The sequence below is a fragment of the Actinomadura geliboluensis genome, from assembly GCF_043197915.1.
Lineage (GTDB): Bacteria > Actinomycetota > Actinomycetes > Streptosporangiales > Streptosporangiaceae > Spirillospora > Spirillospora geliboluensis.
Map to the genome: position 1 here is coordinate 177,823 of NZ_JBICUA010000010.1, position 21,854 is coordinate 199,676.

General features: G+C 72.4%; 2 protein-coding genes. Both read left to right on the forward strand.

Annotated elements, in window-relative coordinates:
- The first annotated feature begins 14 nt into the window (after nt 1-14).
- A complete protein-coding gene (locus tag ACGFI1_RS30070) occupies nt 15-6,296 on the forward strand; it encodes an SDR family NAD(P)-dependent oxidoreductase (RefSeq protein ID WP_392790115.1) in 6,282 nt (2,093 codons plus the stop codon).
- 17 nt (nt 6,297-6,313) lie between these two features.
- The gene (locus ACGFI1_RS30075) at nt 6,314-21,835 is read left to right on the forward strand and encodes an SDR family NAD(P)-dependent oxidoreductase (RefSeq protein WP_392790118.1); all 15,522 of its coding nucleotides are present in this window, start codon (nt 6,314-6,316) and stop codon (nt 21,833-21,835) included.
- Nucleotides 21,836-21,854: the final 19 nt, after the last annotated feature.

Below are 21,854 nucleotides of genomic sequence, written 5' to 3' on the forward strand. Positions count from 1 at the left end.
AGGGTCAGCCGCCGATGTCCATTTCCGAGTCGTCCACGCCTGCGGCCTCCGCCGAGGAACGCCTCCGCGACTACCTGAAGCGGGTGACGACCGAGCTGCACCGGACCCGGCGGCGGCTCGCGGAGGCCGCCGCCGGACCGGAGCCGGTCGCGGTCGTGGCGATGAGCTGCCGCTACCCCGGCGGCGTGGACTCCCCGGAGGGGCTGTGGCGGCTGGTCGCCGAGGGGCGGGACTCGATCCGCCCCTTCCCCGCCGACCGCGGCTGGGACGCCGGCCTGTACGACCCCGACCCCGCCGCCGCGGGCCGCTGCTACGTCCGCGAGGGCGGCTTCCTGGAGGACGCCGACCACTTCGACGCTGCCTTCTTCGGCATCAGCCCGCGCGAGGCCCTCGCGATCGACCCGCAGCAGCGGTTGCTGCTGGAGACCGCCTGGGAGGCGTTCGAGCGGGCCGGGATCGACCCGGGGACGCTGCGCGGTTCCCGGACGGGCGTCTTCGCGGGCGTCATGTACGGGGACTACGGCGGCCGGCTCTGGCACCGTCCCCCGGAGGAGTTCGAGGCGTACCTCGGCACGGGCAGCGCCTACAGTGTCGCGTCCGGGCGGGTCGCGTACACGCTCGGGCTGGAGGGCCCGGCGGTCACGGTGGACACGGCGTGCTCATCGTCGCTCGTGGCCGTCCACCTGGCGGCGCAGGCATTGCGGAACGGCGAGTGCGACATGGCCCTCGCGGGCGGCGTCACCGTCATGGCGACCCCGGCCAGCTTCCTGGAGTTCAGCCGTCAGCGCGGCCTCGCCGCCGACGCCCGCGTGAAAGCCTTCGCGGCGGCGGCGGACGGCACGATCCTCGGCGAAGGCGCCGGCCTGCTGCTGCTGGAGAAACTGTCGGACGCGCAGGCGAACGGGCACCGGATCCTCGCGGTGATCCGCGGCAGCGCGGTCAACCAGGACGGCGCGAGCAGCCAGCTCTCCGCACCGAACGGACCGTCGCAGCAGCGCGTCATCCGAGCCGCCCTGACCGACGCCGGACTCACCACCGAGGACATCGACGCGGTCGAGGCGCACGGGACGGGCACCAAGCTGGGCGACCCGATCGAGGCCCAGGCTCTGCTGGCCACCTACGGGCAGGGGCGGGACGGCGCCGCGCCGCTGTGGCTGGGGTCGGTCAAGTCGAACATCGGGCATGCGCAGGCGGCGGCCGGGGTCGCCGGGATCATCAAGATGGTCATGAGCATGCGGGAGGGCGTCCTGCCCAAGACGCTGCACGTGGACGAACCGTCCCCGCACGTCGATTGGGAATCGGGCGCGGTCTCCCTTCTCACGGAGAACACCCCCTGGCCGGAGACCGACCACCCGCGCCGCGCCGGAGTGTCGTCCTTCGGGATCAGCGGCACCAACGCCCACATCATCCTGGAGGCCGCCGACGGGGAGACCGAGGAGCCGGTGGACGCACCGGAGCCGGTGATCGTGCCTTGGGTGCTGTCGGGCAAGACCGAACAGGCCGTGCGGGATCAGGCTGCCCGCCTCGCCGAACACATCCACGCACACCCTGAACTGAACATCGGCGATATCGCCTATTCACTGGCGACGACTCGGGCGAATTTCGATCAGCGTGCGGCCGTTGTCGGGGGCACCCGCGAGGAGATGCTGGCAGGGCTTGCCGAAATCACCGTACAGCAGGCCCGCAGCGGAAAAATCGCGGTGCTGTTCACGGGCCAGGGGAGCCAACGTCCTGGCATGGGACGCGACCTCTACGAGGCATTCCCCGTCTTCGGGGACGCTCTCGATGAGGCCATGCAGTACCTGCCCGATGGTCTGAAAGAGCTGATGTTCAGCGACAGCGCCGACCTGCACCAGACCGGGAACGCCCAACCCGCCCTGTTCGCGTTCGAAACCGCCCTCTACCGGCTCTACGAGCACTGGGGCCTGCGGCCCGACCACCTCGCCGGACACTCCATCGGCGAAATCACTGCCGCCCACATCGCCGGCACCCTCACCCTCCCCGACGCCGCACACCTGGTCACCATCCGCGGCCACCTCATGCAGCAACTCCCCGCCACCGGCGCCATGATCGCCATCCAAGCCACCGCCCAAGAACTCCAGCCCCACCTGACCGACCAACTCAGCATCGCCGCCATCAACACCCCCCACTCCCTGGTCATCTCCGGCGACCACGACCAAGCCCACACCGTCGCCGCACACTTCACCGACCAAGGCCGCAAAACCAAAAACCTCAACGTCAGCCACGCCTTCCACTCCCCACACATGGAACCGATCCTGGAGGAATTCCGGGAAGCCGCCGAGCAGATCACCTACCACCCACCGCAAATACCCGTCACCACCACCAACTCCGGAGACATCACCACACCTGATTACTGGACCAACCACATCCGCAACACCGTCGACTACCACCACGCCGTCACGACCCTCCACCAGCAACACCACATCGCCCACTACCTCGAAATCGGACCCGACAACACCCTCACCACACTCACTCAGAACACCGGACTCACCGACCCCGAACCCAGCATCACCGCCGCACAAAAGCCCAAAACCAACGAAGTACACGCAGCCGTCGATGCGCTAGCCGAACTCCACACCCACGGGGTCACCCCCGACTGGGACGCCGTCATCACCGGTAAACCCACCGACCTGCCCACCTACGCCTTCCAACGCCACCCCTACTGGCTCCACGCCTCCACCGCCCCCAGCGACGCGCGCGGCCTCGGGCTCGACACGACCGACCACCCGTTCCTCCACGCGCGCGCTGACCTCCCAGACGGCGGGCACCTCTTCACCGGACGCATCAGCACCCACGACCACCCGTGGCTCCACGACCACACCGTCCACAACCACACGCTGCTCCCCGGCACCGCTCTCCTCGACCTCGTCCTCCACGCCGCAGAGACCATCGGCACTCCCCACATCCACGACCTCACGCTCCAGACCCCGCTCGTGCTCCATCAAGACCACGACACCCACCTCCAGATCACTGTCGGAGCAGAGGGCGAGGACGGTCGGCGGTCGTGTTCCGTCCGTTCGCGGTCCGGGCCTGACGCGGCGTGGGTGGAGCACGCGACGGGTGTGCTCGCGCAGGACGCGCCAGAGGTTGATGTACCCGCCTCCACAACGGCATGGCCGCCGCCTGGTGCCGTGCGGGTCGAGACGGACCCATATGAAGTCCTCGCCGAGCTGGGCCTCGACTACGGTCCCGCGTTCCAAGGGTTGCGCGCGGTCTGGCAGGACGGGACGACGCTGCACGCCGAGGTGGAGCTGCCCGGCGAGATCGGTGGCTTCGGCATCCATCCGGCGCTCCTGGACGCCGCGCTGCATCCGCTCGGTCTGGCGCCGGGCACGACGCCCGGTGCGGTCGTGCTGCCGTTCGCATGGTCCGGGGTCGCCCTACATGCGGTCGGCGCCGCTCATGTGCGGGTGACGCTGTCGCCGGTCGGTCCCGACGCATGGTCACTCACGCTCACCGACACCACGGGCGCGCCGGTGGCCACGGTCGAGTCGCTGACCGTCCGTCCCGTGACGCCCGGCCGGCTGGCCGCAGCGCTCGAGGTCGACGACCCCCTGTACCGCCTGGACTGGGTGCCGGTCGCGGTGCCGCCGGAGCCGTCCACGGGCCCGTACGAGATCGTCCGACCCGACGGTGTTCACGACGCGCTCACGCTCGTCCAGGACTGGCTGGCCGCTGAGCCGCCCGCCGACGAGCGGCTCGTGGTCGTCACCGGGCACGCCGTCGCGGCGCGCGAAGGCGAGCGGATCACCGATCCCGGCGCCGCCGGTGTGTGGGGTCTGGTCCGCGCGGTCCAGCGGGAGGAGCCCGGCCGGATCGTCCTGGCCGACATCGACACCGGCATCGACGGTGACCTCGATGCGCTGCCGGTGGCCCTGCTGCTCGCGACCGGCGAGGAGCAGCTAGCACTGCGGGACGGCGCGTTCCTGGCGCCGCGGCTCAGCTCCGGCGCCGACGACGCGGAGCTGGTGCCGCCGGCGGACGCGCCCGCCTGGCGGGTGGACGCCGTCGAGCCGGGCGCGCTCACCGGACTGGCGCTCGTCCCCGCGCCCGAGGGCGTCCGTCCGCTGGGACCGGGTGAGGTGCGGATCGCAGTCCGCGCCGCCGGGCTGAACTTCCGGGACGTCCTGATGGCGCTCGGCATGTATCCGGGCGCGGTGTCGATCGGCGGCGAGGCCGCGGGCGTGGTGACCGAGGTGGGGGCGGACGTCACCGGGGTCGGCGTCGGCGACCGGGTGATGGGCCTGTTCCCGGGCGCGATGGGACCGGTCGCGGTCGCCGACCGGCGGTGCGTGACCCGGATGCCGTCCGGCTGGACCTTCGCCGAGGCCGCCGCCGTGCCGGTCGTGTTCCTCACCGCCTACTACGGGCTGAAGGAGCTGGCGGGTCTGCGGCGCGGGCAGCGGCTGCTGGTGCACGCCGCTGCGGGCGGGGTCGGCATGGCCGCCGTCCAGCTCGCCCGGCACTGGGGCGCCGAGGTCTTCGGCACGGCGAGCACCGGCAAGCACGCGGTGCTGCGGGCGGCCCTCGGCTTCGACGGCGACCACCTCGCGGACTCGCGCACGCTCGGCTTCGAGGCCGACGTGAAGGCCGCCACGCGCGGCGAGGGCGTGGACGTGGTGCTGAACTCGCTCGCCGGGGACTTCGTGGACGCGTCGCTGCGGCTGCTGCCGCGCGGCGGCGGTTTCCTGGAGATGGGCAAGACCGACCTCCGTTCCGCCGAGGACGTGGCGGCCGGGCACCCGGACGTCGAGTATCGGCCGTTCGACCTCGCCGACGCCGACCCGGACCTGGTGCAGAGCATGCTCACCGACCTGGTCGGGCTGTTCGAGCGCGGGGTGCTGGCGCCGCCGCCGGTCACCGCCTGGGACGTGCGCCGGGCGCCGGAGGCGTTCCGGTTCGTCAGCCAGGCCCGGCACATCGGCAAGGTGGTGCTGACCGTCCCCGCGCCGTTCGACCCCGAGGGCACGGTGCTCGTCACGGGCGGCACCGGGGCGCTGGGCGGGCTGGTGGCCCGGCATCTGGCGGCCGCGCACGGCGTCCGGCACCTGCTGCTGGTCAGCCGCAGCGGCCCGGACGCCGGGTCCACCGCCGAGCTGGCCTCGGCGCTCGGCGAACTGGGCGCGACGGTGACGGTCGCCGCCTGCGACGTCTCCGACCGGGACGCGCTCGCGGCGGCGCTGGACGCGATCCCGGCCGAGCATCCGCTGACCGGCGTCGTGCACGCGGCGGGCGTCCTGCACGACGGGACCTTCGCGTCCCTCACCCCGGACCGGCTCGACCGGGTCATGGCCGCCAAGGCCACGGCCGCCCGGCACCTGGACGAGCTCACCGCCGGGGCCGACCTGGCCGCGTTCGTCCTGTTCTCCTCGCTGGCCGGGACGCTCGGCAACGCGGGCCAGTCCGCCTATGCCGCCGCCAACGCCGCCCTGGACGCCGTCGCGCACGAGCGCCGCGCCCGCGGCCTGCCCGCCGTCTCGCTGGCCTGGGGCCTGTGGGAGCAGCCGGGCGGGATGGCCGGCGACCTGTCCGCCGCCGACCGGGACCGCATGGCCCGCACGGGCATCCTGCCGATGTCGCCGGACGACGGGCTCGCGCTGTTCGACCGGGCCGTCCCGTCCGCGCGGGCGACCGTGGTCCCGGCCCGGCTCGGGCCCGCGCTGACCGGCGGCACGGTCCGCAGCCGCCCGCCGCGCGCCGCCGCCACCGGAAGCCCGGCCGTCCGGGACGGGCGGACGGCGGAGGCGCACTGGGCGGCGCTTCCCCCGGCACGCCGCACGGAGGCACTGCTCCAGTTGGTGCGGGACGAGGCCGCCGCAGTCCTCGGACACGCGGACGGTGACGCCGTCGATCCCGACACCGCATTCAAGGACGCGGGCTTCGACTCGCTGACCGCCGTGGAGCTGCGCAACCGGCTGGGGGCCGCCGTCGGCCGCCGCCTGCCCGCGGCGCTGATCTTCGACCACCCGACGCCGGTCGAACTCGCCGAATACCTGGCGGGTGCGCTGGCTCCCACCGAGGAGGCCGCCGCCCCCGCCGCGCTCGCCGAACTGGAGCGGCTGGAGGCCGGGGTGCTCGCCGCCCCGCCCGACGCCGAACTGCGCGACCGGCTCACCGGCCGCCTCAAGGACTTCCTGTTCCGGCTCAACGAGCTCGCCGGAGCCGCCGCTGAGGACCCCGCCGAGTCCGCCGAGGGGCCGCCGTCCGATCCGGCGGCGGCGCTCGACGCGGCCAGCGACGAGGAGATCTTCAGCTTCATCGACAACGAACTGTGACGAAGGGGGCGGGCTCGATGGCGACTGCCAACGAAGAGAAGCTGCGCGACTACCTGAAGCGGGTGACCGCCGACCTCGCACAGGCGCGCCGGCGGCTCAAGGAACTGGAGCAGGACCGGCGGCCCGAACCGGTCGCGATCGTCGGGATGGCCTGCCGCTTCCCCGGCGGCGCGGACTCCCCCGAGGCGCTGTGGCGGCTCGTCGCCGAGGAGCGCGACGCGGTCACCGCGTTCCCGCGCAACCGCGGCTGGGCGGTGGACGACCTCTACGACCCCGACCCGGACGCGCCGGGGAAGACTTACGTCCGGCACGGCGGCTTCCTCCACGACGCCGACCGCTTCGATGCGGGATTCTTCGGCATCAGCCCGCGCGAGGCCCTGGCGATGGACCCGCAGCAGCGGCTGCTGCTGGAGACGACCTGGGAGGCGCTCGAACGCGGCGGCATCGACCCGTCGGCGCTGCGCGGCAGCGGCACCGGCGTGTTCACGGGCGTCGCCGCGCAGGAGTACGCGTCCCTGCGGTACCCGGCGCCCGAGGAGGCGGAGGGGTACGTCCTGACCGGCATCGCGGCGAGCGTCGCGTCCGGGCGGGTCGCCTACACGTTCGGCTTCGAAGGCCCGGCCGTCACGGTGGACACGGCGTGCTCGTCCTCGCTGGTCGCCCTGCACTTGGCCTGCCAGTCGCTCCGGCACGGTGAGTGTGACATGGCGCTGGCGGGCGGCGCCACGGTGATGCCGAGCCCCGGGATCTTCCTGGAGTTCAGCCGTCAGCGCGGCCTCTCACCGGACGGCCGCTGCAAGTCCTTCGCCGCCGGCGCAGACGGCACGGCCTGGGCCGAAGGCGCGGGCATGTTCGTGCTGGAGCGACTGTCGGACGCGGTCCGGAACGGGCACCGCGTGTTGGCGGTGGTGCGCGGCAGCGCGATCAACCAGGACGGCGCCAGCAACGGGCTCACCGCCCCCAACGGCCCCGCCCAGGAACAGGTCATCCGCCAGGCCCTCGCCAACGCCGAACTACCCCCGGAAGGGGTGGACGCGGTCGAGGCGCACGGTACGGGCACCCGGCTCGGCGACCCGATCGAGGCGCAAGCGCTGCTGGCCACCTACGGGCAGGGCCGGGACGGCGCGGCGCCGTTGTGGCTCGGGTCGATCAAATCGAACATCGGCCATGCACAGGCGGCGGCCGGGGTCGCCGGGATCATCAAGATGGTCATGGCCATGCAGGAGGGCGTTCTGCCCAAGACGCTGCATGTGGACGAGCCGTCCCCGCAGGTCGACTGGTCTGCGGGAGCCGTGGAGCTGCTGTCGGAGGCCACGCCTTGGCCCGATACCGGACGCCCCCGCCGCGCCGGAGTGTCGTCCTTCGGGATCAGCGGCACCAACGCCCACCTCATCCTGGAGGCCGCTGCTGAGGAGGCCGAGGAGTCCGAAGAGCCGGAGGACGCACCGGAGCCGGTGATCGTGCCTTGGGTGCTGTCGGGCAAGACCGAGCAGGCCGTGCACGACCAGGCCATCCGCCTCACCGAACACCTGAACCGGCACCCCGAAGCAAATATCGGTGATGTCGCCTATTCACTGGCGACGACCCGAGCACATTTCGATCATCGTGCTGCCGTCATTGGACGCACGCGTGAGGAAATGCTCGCGGGGCTTGCCGAGATTACCGTGCAGCAGGCCCGCAGCGGGAAACTCGCGGTTCTTTTCACGGGCCAGGGCAGCCAACGTCCCGGCATGGGTCGCGAACTCTACGAGGCATTCCCCGTCTTCGCGGACGCTCTCGATCAGGCCATGCAGCACCTGCCCGATGGCCTGAAAGAGCTGATGTTCAGCGACAGTCCCGACCTGCACCAGACCGGGAACGCCCAACCCGCGCTGTTCGCGTTCGAGACCGCGCTGTACCGGCTCTACGAGCACTGGGGCCTGCGGCCCGACCACCTCGCCGGACACTCCATCGGCGAAATCACCGCCGCCCACATCGCCGGCACCCTCACCCTCCCCGACGCCGCCCACCTGGTCACCCTCCGCGGCCGGCTCATGCAGCAACTCCCCGCCACCGGCGCCATGATCGCCATCCAAGCCACCGCCCAAGAACTCCAGCCACACCTGACCGACCAGCTCAGCATCGCCGCCATCAACACCCCCCACTCCCTGGTCATCTCCGGCGACCACGACCAAGCCCACACCGTCGCCGCACACTTCACCGACCAAGGCCGCAAAACCAAAACCCTCAACGTCAGCCACGCCTTCCACTCCCCCCTCATGGAACCGATCCTGGAGGAATTTCGGGAAGCCGCCGAGCAAATCACTTATCACGCACCGCAGATTCCGATCACTACAACTAACCCCGGAGACATCACCACACCTGATTACTGGACCAACCACATCCGCAACACCGTTGACTACCACCACGCCGTCACGACCCTCCACCAGCAACACCAGATCGCCCACTACCTCGAAATCGGACCCGACAACACCCTCACCACACTCACCCAGAACACCGGCCTCATCGACCCCGAACCCACCACCACCGCCGCACAAAAGCCCAACAGCGACGAAGTCCAAGCAGCCCTCACAGCGCTGGCCGAGCTCCACACCCATGGGGTCAATCCCAACTGGGACACCGTCCTCAACGGCACATCCACCGACCTGCCCACCTACCCCTTCCAGCACCAGCCCTACTGGCTCAACTCCACGGTCGCGGTCAGTCCGGGCGAGCTGGGGCAGAGCGACGTCGACCATCCGCTCCTCGACGCCGCGATCGAGTTGGCCGATGAGGAAGGGCACGTCTTCACCGGGCGCCTGTCCACGGCCACGCACCCGTGGCTTTCCGAGCACCTCATCAACGGTGTGGCCGTCGTCCCCGGCGCCGCGTACGTCGATCTCCTGCTGCGTGCTGCGGAGGAGACCGGCGGCGGGCACATCGAGGAGCTGACCCACCACGCCTTCCTCGCGGTTCCCGAGCGGGGTGCGCTGCATCTGCGGCTGGCCGTGTCGGTCGCGGACGCGTCGGGGCGCCGTTCCGTGACGCTGCACTCCCGGCCGGCCGACGCGCTGCCCGACACCGAATGGACCCGGCACGCCACCGGGACGCTGGCCTCCGGCGAGCCCGCGCCGGTCGCGTCCGTGCCGTGGCCGCCGTCCGCCGAGGCGACGCCGCTGGACGTCGAGGAGATGCAGCACGGGCTCGCCGCGATGGGGTTCGGCTACGGGCCGCTGTTCCTCGGCTTGAAGTCCGCCTGGCTGGACGGCGACACGATCTACAGCGAGCTGGAGCTCCCCGAAGGCACCGGAGCCGGGGCGTTCAGTGTGCATCCCGGGCTCCTGGACGCCGCTCTCCAGTCCTTCATCGCGGAGAAGTTCCGGCAGGACCCGAACGTGCGGCTCGGGGTGCCGTTCTCCTGGAGCGGTGTGGCACTGCACGCGCGCGGCGGCAGCCGGTTGCGCGCCCGTGTGCGCGTCGTGGACGCCGACACCATGTCGCTGGAGATCGTCGACACTGCGGGTGCGCCGGTGCTGACGGTGGAGTCCCTCGTGACGAGGCAGGCCGACCCGGCGCAGCTCAGCGGCGGGAGCCTCCCCCTTCATGTCGCGGCCTGGAAGCCGGTCGAAGCCGATGACGCCGACCTCGTCAGCCTGGACGAGGCTCCCCATCTGGAGGTGCTGTCGTGGGAGTCGCCTGACGGCGTCGCCCCCGTCGAGGCCGCCCACGCCGCCGCCCGGCACGTCCTGGGACGCGTCCAGAAGTTCCTCGCGGACGAGGACTCGACCGGCCGGCTCGCGGTCGTCACGCGCGGCGCCGTCGCGATCGGCGCGGACGACCCGCTCCGCGACCTGGCCGCCGCAACGATCTGGGGCCTGGTCCGGGTGGCGCAGAACGAGAACCCCGACCGGCTGCTCCTGATCGACCGCGCCGGGGGCGAGCCCGGCGAAGTGCTCGTCTCCCCTGCTCTGCTGGCGGAAGAGCCGCAGCTGGCCGTCCGGGACGGACGTGTCTACGTCCCGCGATTGGTCCGCGCGCAGCCCCCGGCCGACGACCGGCCCTCTGGCCTGGACACCGACGGCACCGTCCTGATCACCGGCGGCACCGGCACCCTCGGCGCCCTCGCCGCCCGCCACCTCATCACCCACCACGGCGTCCAGAAACTGGTGCTCGTCAGCCGCCGAGGCCCGGACGCCCCCGGCGCGAACGAACTCGCCACCGAACTCACCGACCTCGGCGCGGACGTCACCATCACCGCCTGCGACCTGACCGACCGCACCGCCCTGGCCGACCTCCTCGACACCATCCCCGACCTGACCGCCGTCATCCACACCGCCGGCATCATCGACGATGCCACCGTCCTCAACCTCACCCCCGAACAGCTCGACACCGTCCTGCGCCCCAAGGTCGACGCCGCCTGGAACCTGCACGAACTCACCCAAGACCGCGACCTGTCCGCCTTCGTCCTCTACTCCTCCGCAGCCGGAACCCTCGGCAACCCAGGACAAGCCAACTACGCCGCCGCCAACACCTACCTCGACGCCCTCGCCCACCACCGCCACGCACACGGCCTCCCCGCCACCTCCCTCGCCTGGGGACTCTGGCAACAGGCCAGCACCCTCACCCAACAGATCGATCCCAACCGCACCGCCCTCACTCCCCTCACCACCCGGCAAGGTCTCTCCCTCCTCGACGCCGCGCTCGCCACCGACCAGCCCACGCTCGTCCCAGCGCAGCTCAACACCGCCGCGCTGCAGCGGCAGGCGCGCGCCGGGCGGCTCGCGCGGATCTACGGCGACCTGGTGCGGACGCCCGTCCGGCGGGCCGCCGCGCAGGGGGGCGGCGCGGACGCGTCCGGGCTGCGGCGGGAGCTGGCCGGGAAGGACGAGGCGGAGCGCACCCGGGTCCTGCTGGATCTGGTCCGCGCGCACGCCGCCCGCGCCCTCGGCCATGACTCGCCGGACGCGGTCGCGCCCGGTGAGGCGTTCCAGAACCTCGGCTTCGACTCCCTCACCGCCGTCGAGCTGCGCAACCAGCTCAAGGCCGCCGCGGGGCTGCGGCTGCCCGCGACGGCGCTGTTCGACTACCCGACGCCCGCCGCGCTGGCCGAGTACCTGGTCACCGAGATCACGGGCGCCGACCCCGAGCCGGAACCGGAGGAGACGGCCCGTCCGGGCCGCCTCCGCGCCGCGCCCGCCGCCGACGAGCCGATCGCGATCGTGGGCATGGCCTGCCGGTTCCCCGGCGGCGCGGACTCGCCCGAGGCACTCTGGGAGCTGCTCGCCGAGGGCCGGGACGCGATCTCGGCGTTCCCCGGCAACCGGGGCTGGGACCTCGACGCGCTGTACGACCCGGACCCGGACGCGCCGGGCAAGACGTACACGATGCACGGCGGGTTCGTGCACGACGCGGACCGGTTCGACGCCGCCTTCTTCGGGATCAGCCCGCGGGAGGCGCTGGCGATCGAGCCGCAGCAGCGGCTGCTGCTGGAGACGTCCTGGGAGGCGCTGGAGCGGGCCGGGATCGCCCCGGACGGCCTGCGCGGCAGCCGCACCGGCGTCTTCATCGGGATCTCCGCGCAGGAGTACCTCGCGCTCGGCCACCTCGGTCCGGAGGACGTCGAGGGGTACCTGCTGACCGGGAACTCGCCGAGCGTCGCGTCCGGGCGCATCGCCTACACGCTCGGCCTGGAGGGGCCGACGTTCAGCGTGGACACCGCCTGCTCGTCCTCCCTGGTGGCGCTGCACCTGGCCGTGCGTTCGCTGCGCTCCGGCGAATGCCCGATCGCCCTGGTCGGCGGGTCGACGATCCAGTCCTCGCCCGGCATGTTCCAGGAGTTCAGCCGGCTGCGGGGGCTGGCCCCGGACGGCCGCAGCAAGTCGTTCTCCGCGGCCGCCGACGGCGTCGCGTGGAGCGAGGGCGCGGGCACGCTCGTCCTCGCGCCGCTGTCGGTGGCGCGCCGCGACGGCCTGCCCGTCCTGGCGCTGGTGCGCGGCACCGCGATCAACCAGGACGGCGCCAGCAACGGGCTCACCGCGCCCAACGGTCCGTCGCAGCAGCGCGTCATCCGCGCCGCGCTCGCCGACGCCGGGCTGGGGACCGACGACGTGGACGCGGTGGAGGCGCACGGCACCGGCACGTCCCTCGGCGACCCGATCGAGGCGCAGGCGCTTCTCGCCACGTACGGGAAGCGGTCCGGGGACCGGCCCGTGTGGCTGGGCTCGATCAAGTCCAACATCGGGCACGCGGTGGCCGCCGCCGGAATCGGCGGGGTCATGAAGATGGTGCTGGCGATGCGGCACGGGACGCTGCCGAAGACGCTGCACGCCGAGGAGCCCTCCCCGTACGTCGAGTGGGACGCGGGGGCGGTCTCCCTGCTCACCGAGGCGCGCCCGTGGCCGGACTACGGCCATCCGCGCCGCGCCGGGGTCTCGTCGTTCGGCGTGAGCGGCACCAACGCGCACGTCATCATCGAGCAGGCCCCCGCCCGCCCGGCGAAGACGGAAGACGCACCGGACGAGGCCGCCGCGCCGGTGATCTGGCCGATCTCCGCCAGGTTTGGTGAGGCGCTGCGCGCGCAGGCGCGGCGGCTGCACGAGTTCGTCGCCGCCGACCCCGCGCTGCGTCCCGCCGACGTCGGTCACTCCCTCGCCGTCTCGCGCACCGCCTTCGACCACCGGGCCGCCGCCGTCGGCCGGAGCCGCGAGGAACTGCTGGCCGCGGTGGCGGCACTGGCGGAGGGGCGTCCCGGCTCCGGGCTCGCCGGGGCCGAGGTCTCCGGCGAGCACCGGGTCGCCTTCCTGTTCACCGGGCAGGGCAGCCAGCGGCCGGGCATGGGCCGGGAACTGTACGAGGCGTTCCCGGTGTTCGCGCGGGCCTTCGACGAGGTCTGCGGGCATCTCGACGCGCACCTGGAGCAGCCCCTCGCGGCGGTGGTGTTCACCGCCGACGGGACGCCCGAGGCGGAGCTGATCCACCAGACCCGCTACACCCAGCCCGCGCTGTTCGCCCTGGAGGTCGCGCTCTACCGGCTGCTGGAGTCGTGGGGCCTGCGCCCGGACCGGCTGGCCGGGCACTCCATCGGGGAGATCGCCGCCGCGCACGCCGCCGGGGTGCTGCCGCTCGCCGACGCGTCCCGGCTGGTCGCGGCGCGCGGGCGGCTCATGCAGGAGCTTCCGGAGGGCGGCGCCATGGTGTCCGTCCGCGCTTCGGAGGAGGCCGTGCGGACGGTCCTGGACGGGCTGGGCGACGGCATCCGGGATCGGGTGGACATCGCCGCCGTCAACGGTCCGCAGTCCGTCGTGGTGTCCGGCGACGAGGACGCCGTGCGGCGCGTCGCCGAACAGCTCGCGGAGCAGGGCCGCAAGACCCGCCGGCTGCGGGTCAGCCACGCGTTCCACTCGCCCCGGATGGACCCGATCCTCGCGGCGTTCCGCGAGGTCGCAGCGTCGCTGACGGTCGAGCCGCCCCGCATCCCGCTCGTCTCCACGCTCACCGGCCGCACCGCGACGCCGGACGAGCTCCGCTCGCCCGACTACTGGACCGAGCACATCCGGCGCGCCGTCCGGTTCGGCGACGGCGTGCGGACCCTCCACGAGGACGGCGCCACCGTCTACCTGGAGATCGGTCCCGACGCGGTGCTGAGCCCGCTCACGGAGGAGTGCCTCCCGGACGTCGCGCCACCCGCGATCCCCACGCTGCGGTCCGGCCATCCCGAGCCGGAGGCGGTGCTGACGGCCGTGGCCCGGCTCCACGCGCTCGGCCTCTCGCCCGACTGGACGCGGCTGTTCGACGGCACCGGCGCACGCCGCGTGGACCTCCCCCCGTACGCGTTCCAGCGCGAACGCTTCTGGGTGGCGCGGGGCAGCGGTGCGGGCACCGCCGGAAACCTGGGCTTGGACGCGACCGGTCATCCCTTCCTCGGCGCGGCCGTCGATCTGCCGGACGGGGCGGGCACGGTGCTCTCCGGGCGGCTCTCGCTCGCGACGCATCCGTGGCTGGCCGACCACGCGGTCAACGACGTCGTGCTGCTGCCCGGGACGGCGTTCCTTGACCTCGCCGCGCACGCCGCCGCGCGGGTCGGCGCTGCTCGGATCGACGAACTCACCCTGCACGCGCCGCTCGTCCTGCCCGAACGCGGCGCCCTCCAGCTCCGCGTCACCGTGGCGGAACCGGACGAAGGCGGGCTGCGCGCGCTCACCGTCCACTCGCGGCCCGACGAGTCGGACGACCCCGAACGCCCCTGGACGACGCTGGCCTCCGGCGCGCTCGGCGTCGACGGCGCGGCCGAGCCGCCGCCCGCCGACGCGGGTTCATGGCCGCCTCCGGGCGCCGAACTCGTCGCGGTCGAGGACCTCTACGAACGGCTCGCCGCGCACGGCTACGAGTACGGTCCGCTCTTCCAGAACGTCCAGGCCGCGTGGCGGGACGGCGACACCTCCTACGTCGAGGTGCGGCTCCCCGAGGACACGCCCGTCGCCGGTTTCACGGTGCACCCGGCGCTGCTCGACGCCGTCCTGCATCCGGGCGTGCTGTCCGGCATCGAACCGGGCCGAGCGGTGCGGCTGCCGTTCGCCTGGCGCGACATCACCGTGCACGCGCCCGCGACCACTCGGCTGCGGGCGCGACTCACCCCTGCGTCCGCGTCCGCTGAGGATGGGATCTCGCTGGAGCTGATCGATGACTCCGGTGCCGCGCTGCTGTCCGTCGGGACGCTGCTGACCCGCGAGACGCATGCCCGGCGGTCCGAGCCGATGTACGAGCTCACCTGGTCGGCCGCAGCATCCGGCGAGACCACCCCCGTCAATTGGGCACCGCTGGACGGGGACTTGGAGGACATCACCGACGTCCCCGACGTGCTGGTGCTGCACTGCGCCTCGCCCGCCGACGCCGATCCGGTGGCGGACGCCCACTCCGCCGCGCAGCGGGTGCTGGCCGTCCTGCAGCGGTTCCTGGCGGACGACCGGTTCGGCACCGCGCGCCTCGCGGTCGTCACCCGAGGCGCGGTGTCCACCGGGACCGGCGACGAGGTGCGCGACCTGCCGGGATCGCCGCTGTGGGGACTCGTCGGGGCCGCGCAGAACGAGAACCCCGACCGGTTCCTGCTCATCGACACCGATGCCGAGGCCGGCGACGTCGACATCGCGGCGGTCGTCGCCACCGGGGAACCGCGCGTCGCGATCCGCGGCGGCGACCTGCTCGCCCCGCGCCTGAGCCGTACCGCAGCCGGTGCGGACGACGCGGTCACGCTGGACGCGGACGGCACGGTCCTGGTCACCGGCGGCACCGGCACCCTCGGTGCCCTCGCCGCCCGCCACCTCGTCACCCGGCACGGCGTCCGGAAGCTGCTGCTCGTCAGCCGCCGAGGCCCGGACGCACCCGGCACCGACGAACTCACCGCCGAACTCACCGACCTCGGCGCGGACGTCACGATTGCCGCCTGCGACCTGACCGACCGCACCGCCGTTGCGCGCCTGCTGGAGAACGTCCCGGATCTGACCGCCGTCATCCACACCGCCGGCGTCATCGACGACGCCACCATCCCCAACCTGACGCCCGAACGCCTCGACGCAGTGCTGCGCCCGAAGGTGGACGCCGCCTGGAACCTGCACGAACTCACCCAAGACCGCGACCTGTCCGCGTTCGTGCTGTACTCCTCCGCCGCCGGAGTCACCGGCAACCCGGGGCAGGCCAACTACGCGGCCGCCAACACCTACCTCGACGCCCTCGCCCACCACCGCCGCCAGGCGGGCCTCCCCGCCGCCTCACTCGCGTGGGGTCTGTGGGAACAGGCCGGCGGGCTCACCGAGATGCTCGACGACGCCGGCAAGGCGAGGATCAACCGTGCCGGAATGGTCCCCCTCACCGCTGAGCAGGGACTCGCGCTGCTCGACACCGCCCTGGCCCTGCCCGACCGTCCGGCCCTAGTGCCCGCCCGCCTGGACCTCGGCGCCCTGCGCGCCCAGGCGACGGCGGGATCTCTTCCCGCGCTGTTCAGCGGGCTGGTGCGGGCGAAGACCCGCGCTTCGGGCGCGGCCACCACGTCACTGATCCGGCGGCTGGCGGGGTTGGCGGACGACGACCAGCACGCGCTGCTGCTCGACCTGGTCCGCACCCAGACCGCAGCCGTCCTCAGCCACTCGACATCCGACACCATCGACCCCGACCGCGCCTTCAAAGACTTCGGGTTCGACTCCCTCACCACCGTCGAACTCCGCAACCGCCTCAACGCCGCCACCGGACTCCGCCTGCCCCCCACCCTCGCCTTCGACCACCCCACCGCCACCGCACTCGCCGCCCACCTGCGCGACGAACTCCTCCAGACCGGCGCGGACCGAAGCGCGCCCGTGACCACCGTCGGGACGGCGGCACCCGACGAACCGATCGCCATCGTGGGGATGGCCTGCCGCTACCCCGGCGATGTCACCACACCCGAGGAGCTGTGGCGACTGGTCGCCGACGGCACCGACGCCATCACCGACTTCCCCACCCAACGCGGCTGGAACACCGACCACCTCTACAACCCCGACCCCGACCACACCGGCACCACCTACACCCGCCACGGCGGCTTCCTCCACAACGCCGAACACTTCGACCCCGCCTTCTTCGGCATCAGCCCCCGCGAAGCACTCGCCATCGACCCCCAACAACGACTCCTCCTGGAGGCCACCTGGGAGACGCTGGAGCGCGCCGGGATCGACCCGGGAACGCTGCGCGGCTCCCGGACGGGCGTCTTCGCAGGCGTCATGTACGGGGACTACGGCACCCGGTTGATCCAGCGCGCCCCGGACGGGTTCGAGGGCTACATCGGGACGGGCAGCGCGTACAGCGTCGCGTCCGGGCGAGTGGCTTACACGTTCGGCTTCGAGGGCCCGGCGATGACCGTGGACACCGCCTGCTCGTCCTCCCTGGTCGCCCTGCACCTGGCCGCGCAGGCGCTGCGGAACGGCGAGTGCGACATGGCGCTCGCCGGCGGCGTCACCGTCATGGCGACCCCGGCCACCTTCCTTGAGTTCAGCCGGCAGCGCGGCCTCTCACCTGACGGCCGCTGCAAGTCCTTCGCCGCCGGTGCCGACGGCGTCGGCTGGGGCGAGGGCGTGGGCATGCTCCTGGTGGAGCGGCTGTCGGACGCCCGACGCAACGGCCATCGTGTGTTGGCGGTGGTGCGCGGCAGCGCGATCAACCAGGACGGCGCCAGCAACGGGCTCACCGCACCGAACGGGCCGTCGCAGCAGCGCGTCATCCGTGCCGCCCTGGCGAACGCTCGGCTCACTCCTGCCGAGGTGGACGCCATCGAAGCCCACGGGACGGGCACCACGCTCGGCGACCCGATCGAGGCGCAAGCGCTCCTGGCCACCTACGGGCAGGACCGGCCGGACGACCGTCCCCTGCGGCTCGGCTCGATCAAGTCGAACATCGGGCACACCCAGGCCGCCGCAGGCGTCGCCGGGATCATCAAGATGGTCATGGCCATGCGGGAAGGCGTCCTGCCCAAGACCCTGCACGCGGACGAACCGTCACCGCAGGTCGACTGGTCGGCCGGAGCCGTGGAACTGCTGACCGAGAACACGTCCTGGCCGGAGACCGACCACCCGCGCCGCGCCGGGGTCTCGTCGTTCGGCATCAGCGGGACGAACGCCCACATCATCCTCGAAGCCTTCGCCGAGAAGACCGACGAGCCTGAGGGTGCACCCGAGCCGGAGATCGTCCCCTGGGTGCTGTCAGGTAAGACCGAGCAGGCCGTCCGCGACCAGGCCACCCGCCTCACCGAACACCTCAACCGCCATCCCGAAGCGAATATTGGCGACATCGCCTTCTCACTGGCGAGGACTCGGGCGCATTTCGATTACCGCGCCGCCGTGGTCGGACGCTCCCGCGACGAACTCCTCTCCGGGCTCACCGCACTGACTCCCACCCGCACCCAGCCCGGAAAACTCGCGGTTCTGTTCACCGGACAGGGGAGCCAACGTCCCGGCATGGGTCGCGAACTCTACGAGGCATTCCCCGTCTTCGCGGACGCTCTCGATGAGGCCATGCAGCACCTGCCCGATGGCCTGAAAGAGTTGATGTTCAGCGACAGTCCCGACCTGCACCAGACCGGGAACGCCCAACCGGCGCTGTTCGCGTTCGAGACCGCGCTGTACCGGCTCTACGAGCACTGGGGCCTACGGCCCGACCACCTCACCGGACACTCCATCGGCGAAATCACCGCCGCCCACATCGCCGGCACCCTCACCCTCCCCGACGCCGCACACCTGGTCACCATCCGCGGCCACCTCATGCAGCAACTCCCCGCCACCGGCGCCATGATCGCCATCCAAGCCACCGCCCAAGAGATCGAACCTCACCTCACCGACGAGTTGGCCATCGCCGCCATCAACACCCCTCACTCCCTGGTCATCTCCGGCGACCACGACCAGGCCCACGCCGTCGCCGCACGCTTCACCGACCAAGGCCGCAAAACCAAAAGCCTCAACGTCAGCCACGCCTTCCACTCCCCACTCATGAACCCAATCCTGGAGGAGTTCCGGGAGGCCGCCGAGCAGATCACCTACCACCCGCCGCAAATCCCCGTCACCACGACCAACCCCGGAGACATCACCACACCCGACTACTGGACCAACCACATCCGCAACACCGTCGACTACCACCACGCGATCACGACCGTCCACCAGCACCAAATCACCCACTACCTCGAAATCGGACCCGACGACACCCTCACCACACTCACCCAGAACACCAACCTCACCGATCCCGAACCCACCACCACCGCCGCGCAAAATCCCAGCAGCGACGAAGTCCACGCAGCCGTCACAGCGCTAGCCGAACTCCACACCCACGGCCATTCGCCCAACTGGGACACCGTCCTCAACGGCACACCCACCGACCTGCCCACCTACCCCTTCCAGCACCAGCCCTACTGGCTCAACCCCGCACAGGGCACCGACATCTCAGCGGCCGGGCTCGACAGCGCCGACCACCCCTTCCTCCACGCGCAGACCGCGCTCCCCGACGGTGGGCACCTCTTCACCGGGCGCATCACCACCCAGGAACACCCCTGGCTCGGCGACCACACCATCCAGGACCACATACTCGTTCCGGCCACCGCGCTCCTCGACCTCGTCCTCCACGCCGCGAACACCACCGGCACGCCCCACGTCCACGACCTCACCCTCCACACCCCGCTCCCTCTCCACCAAGACCACGGCACCCAACTCCAGGTGGCCATCGGGGCAGAGGACGAACGCGGGCATCGGACGATCACGGTCCAGTCGCGCTCAGAGAACGGCGACTGGACGCGCCATGCCGACGGCGTGCTCGCGCAAACCGCGGACGAGCCCCGGGAGGCGCCCGCGGCGCCGCGCCCCGAAGAGGCCGCCCGCGTGAACGTCGACGACCTCTACGAGCGCTTCGCCGACGCGGGGATGGTCTACGGCTCGTCCTTCCAGGGCCTCCAGAAGGCCTGGCGGGACGAAGACGCCGTCATCGCCGAGATCGGGCTTCCCGACGAGTTGGAGGGCGGCGCGTTCGGCGTCCACCCGGCGCTGCTCGACGCGGCGCTGCACGGCATCGCGCTCCTGAGCGACGAGGGCGGGGCACGGCTGCCGTTCGCCTGGCAGGGCGTCGCCTTCTACGCCGCGCCCACCACGACGACGTTGCTGGCGCGGCTGTCCCGGACCGGGAACGACACCGTGTCCCTTGAGCTGACCGATGCGTCCGGGGCGCCGGTGCTGACGGCGAAGTCGCTCACCGTCCGCGCCGTCCGGTCCGAGCAGCTCGCGCCCACCGGAGCCCTGTTCGAGCTCGGCTGGACGCCGCTCGCCACCGCTGCGACAGCAGACACGACCGAGCCAGAGCCGACCGTGTTCGCCTACCGGACGCCCGAACGCGCCGACCCGGTGGCGGCCGTCCACACCGCCGTCGCGGACACGCTGGAGCAGGTGCGGGAGTTCCTGGCCGGGGACGCCACGGGACGCCTCGCGGTCGTGACCCGGGGCGCCGTCGCGATCGGCTCTCGGGAGGACGTCACCGACCTGCCGGGCGCCGCCGTCTGGGGGCTGGTCAGGTCGGCGCAGGGGGAGGCCCCGGAAAGGCTGGTCCTGATCGACGCTCCCGACGACCTCGCACCCGAACTGGTCCGGGCGGTCGCCTCGTCCGGGGAGCCGCAGGTGGCCGTCCGGGACGGGCGCCTTTACGTCCCGAGGCTGGGTCGCGCGTCCGCGCCCGGTGCGGACGACGCGGTCACGCTGGACGCGGACGGCACCGTCCTGGTCACCGGCGGCACCGGCACCCTCGGCTCCCTCGCCGCCCGCCACCTCATCACCCGCCACGGCGTCCGGAAGCTCATCCTCGTCAGCCGCCGAGGCCCGGACGCCCCGGGCGCGAACGAACTCGCCACCGAACTCACCGACCTCGGCGCGGACGTCACCATCACCGCCTGCGACCTGACCGACCGCACCGCCCTGGCCGACCTCCTCGACACCATCCCCGACCTGACCGCCGTCATCCACACCGCCGGCGCCATCGACGACGCAACCATCGCCAACCTCACGCCGGAGCGCCTCGACACCGTCCTGCGCCCCAAAGTCGACGCCGCCTGGAATCTGCACGACCTCACCCAGAACCGCGACCTGTCGGCCTTCGTCCTCTACTCCTCCGCCGCCGGAACGCTCGGCAACCCCGGGCAGGGCAACTACGCCGCCGCCAACACCTACCTCGACGCCCTCGCCCACCACCGCCGCACGCAAGGGCTTCCCGCGATCTCCCTCGCGTGGGGCCTTTGGGAGGACTCAAGCGGGATCACGCAGGCTCTTAACGAAGCCGATCACGCACGACTCACCCGCAGCGGACTCACTCCGCTCTCCAGCGAGGAAGGGCTCGCCCTGCTCGACATGGCGCTCCAGACGAAGGACCGGGCACTGCTCGTCCCGGCCAGGCTCGACACGGCCGCGCTCCGCGCGGTGGCGGCGGCGGGGATGCTGCCGCCCCCGCTGCGCGGCCTGGTCCGCGAGCCGGCCCGCCGGGGCGCGGTGGCGCGGGACACGCTGGTCCGGCGGCTGACCGGCCGGGACGGCGCCGAGCAGGAGCGGATGCTGCTGGAGTTCCTGCGCGAGCAGATCAGCACGGTGCTCGGGTACGCCGACCCCGGCGAGGTGGAGGCGGAGCGGGGCCTGCTCGACCTCGGTTTCGACTCCCTCACCGCCGTGGAGTTCCGTAACCGGCTCAACGCCGCGACGGGCCTGCGGCTGCCGCCCACCGTCGCCTTCGACTACCCGACGCCGCTGGCGCTGGCCCGCTACCTGCACGGCGAGTTGGGGGTCGCCGGCGGGGACGGCGCCGCGCAGGACGAAGAGCTGCGCCGCGCGATCGCCGCGATCCCGCTGGAGCGGCTCCGCGAGGCCGGGCTGATGGAGGTGCTGACGCGGCTGGCCGGGCTCACCGCGACCGCGACCACTGCGGAACCGGCGGACGCCGGTGCCGGCGCCGACCAGGCGAAGGCCATCGCGGAGGCCGGCGCGGCCGACCTGATCGAGATCGCGCTGGCCAACACCGACACGTGACGCACACCGGGGATTCCTG

Bases quoted from the DNA above. Each gene is read 5' to 3' on its own strand.
- ACGFI1_RS30070 (WP_392790115.1), top strand. From the start codon at position 15: ATGTCCATTTCCGAGTCGTCCACGCCTGCGGCCTCCGCCGAGGAACGC.
- ACGFI1_RS30075 (WP_392790118.1), top strand. From the start codon at position 6,314: ATGGCGACTGCCAACGAAGAGAAGCTGCGCGACTACCTGAAGCGGGTG.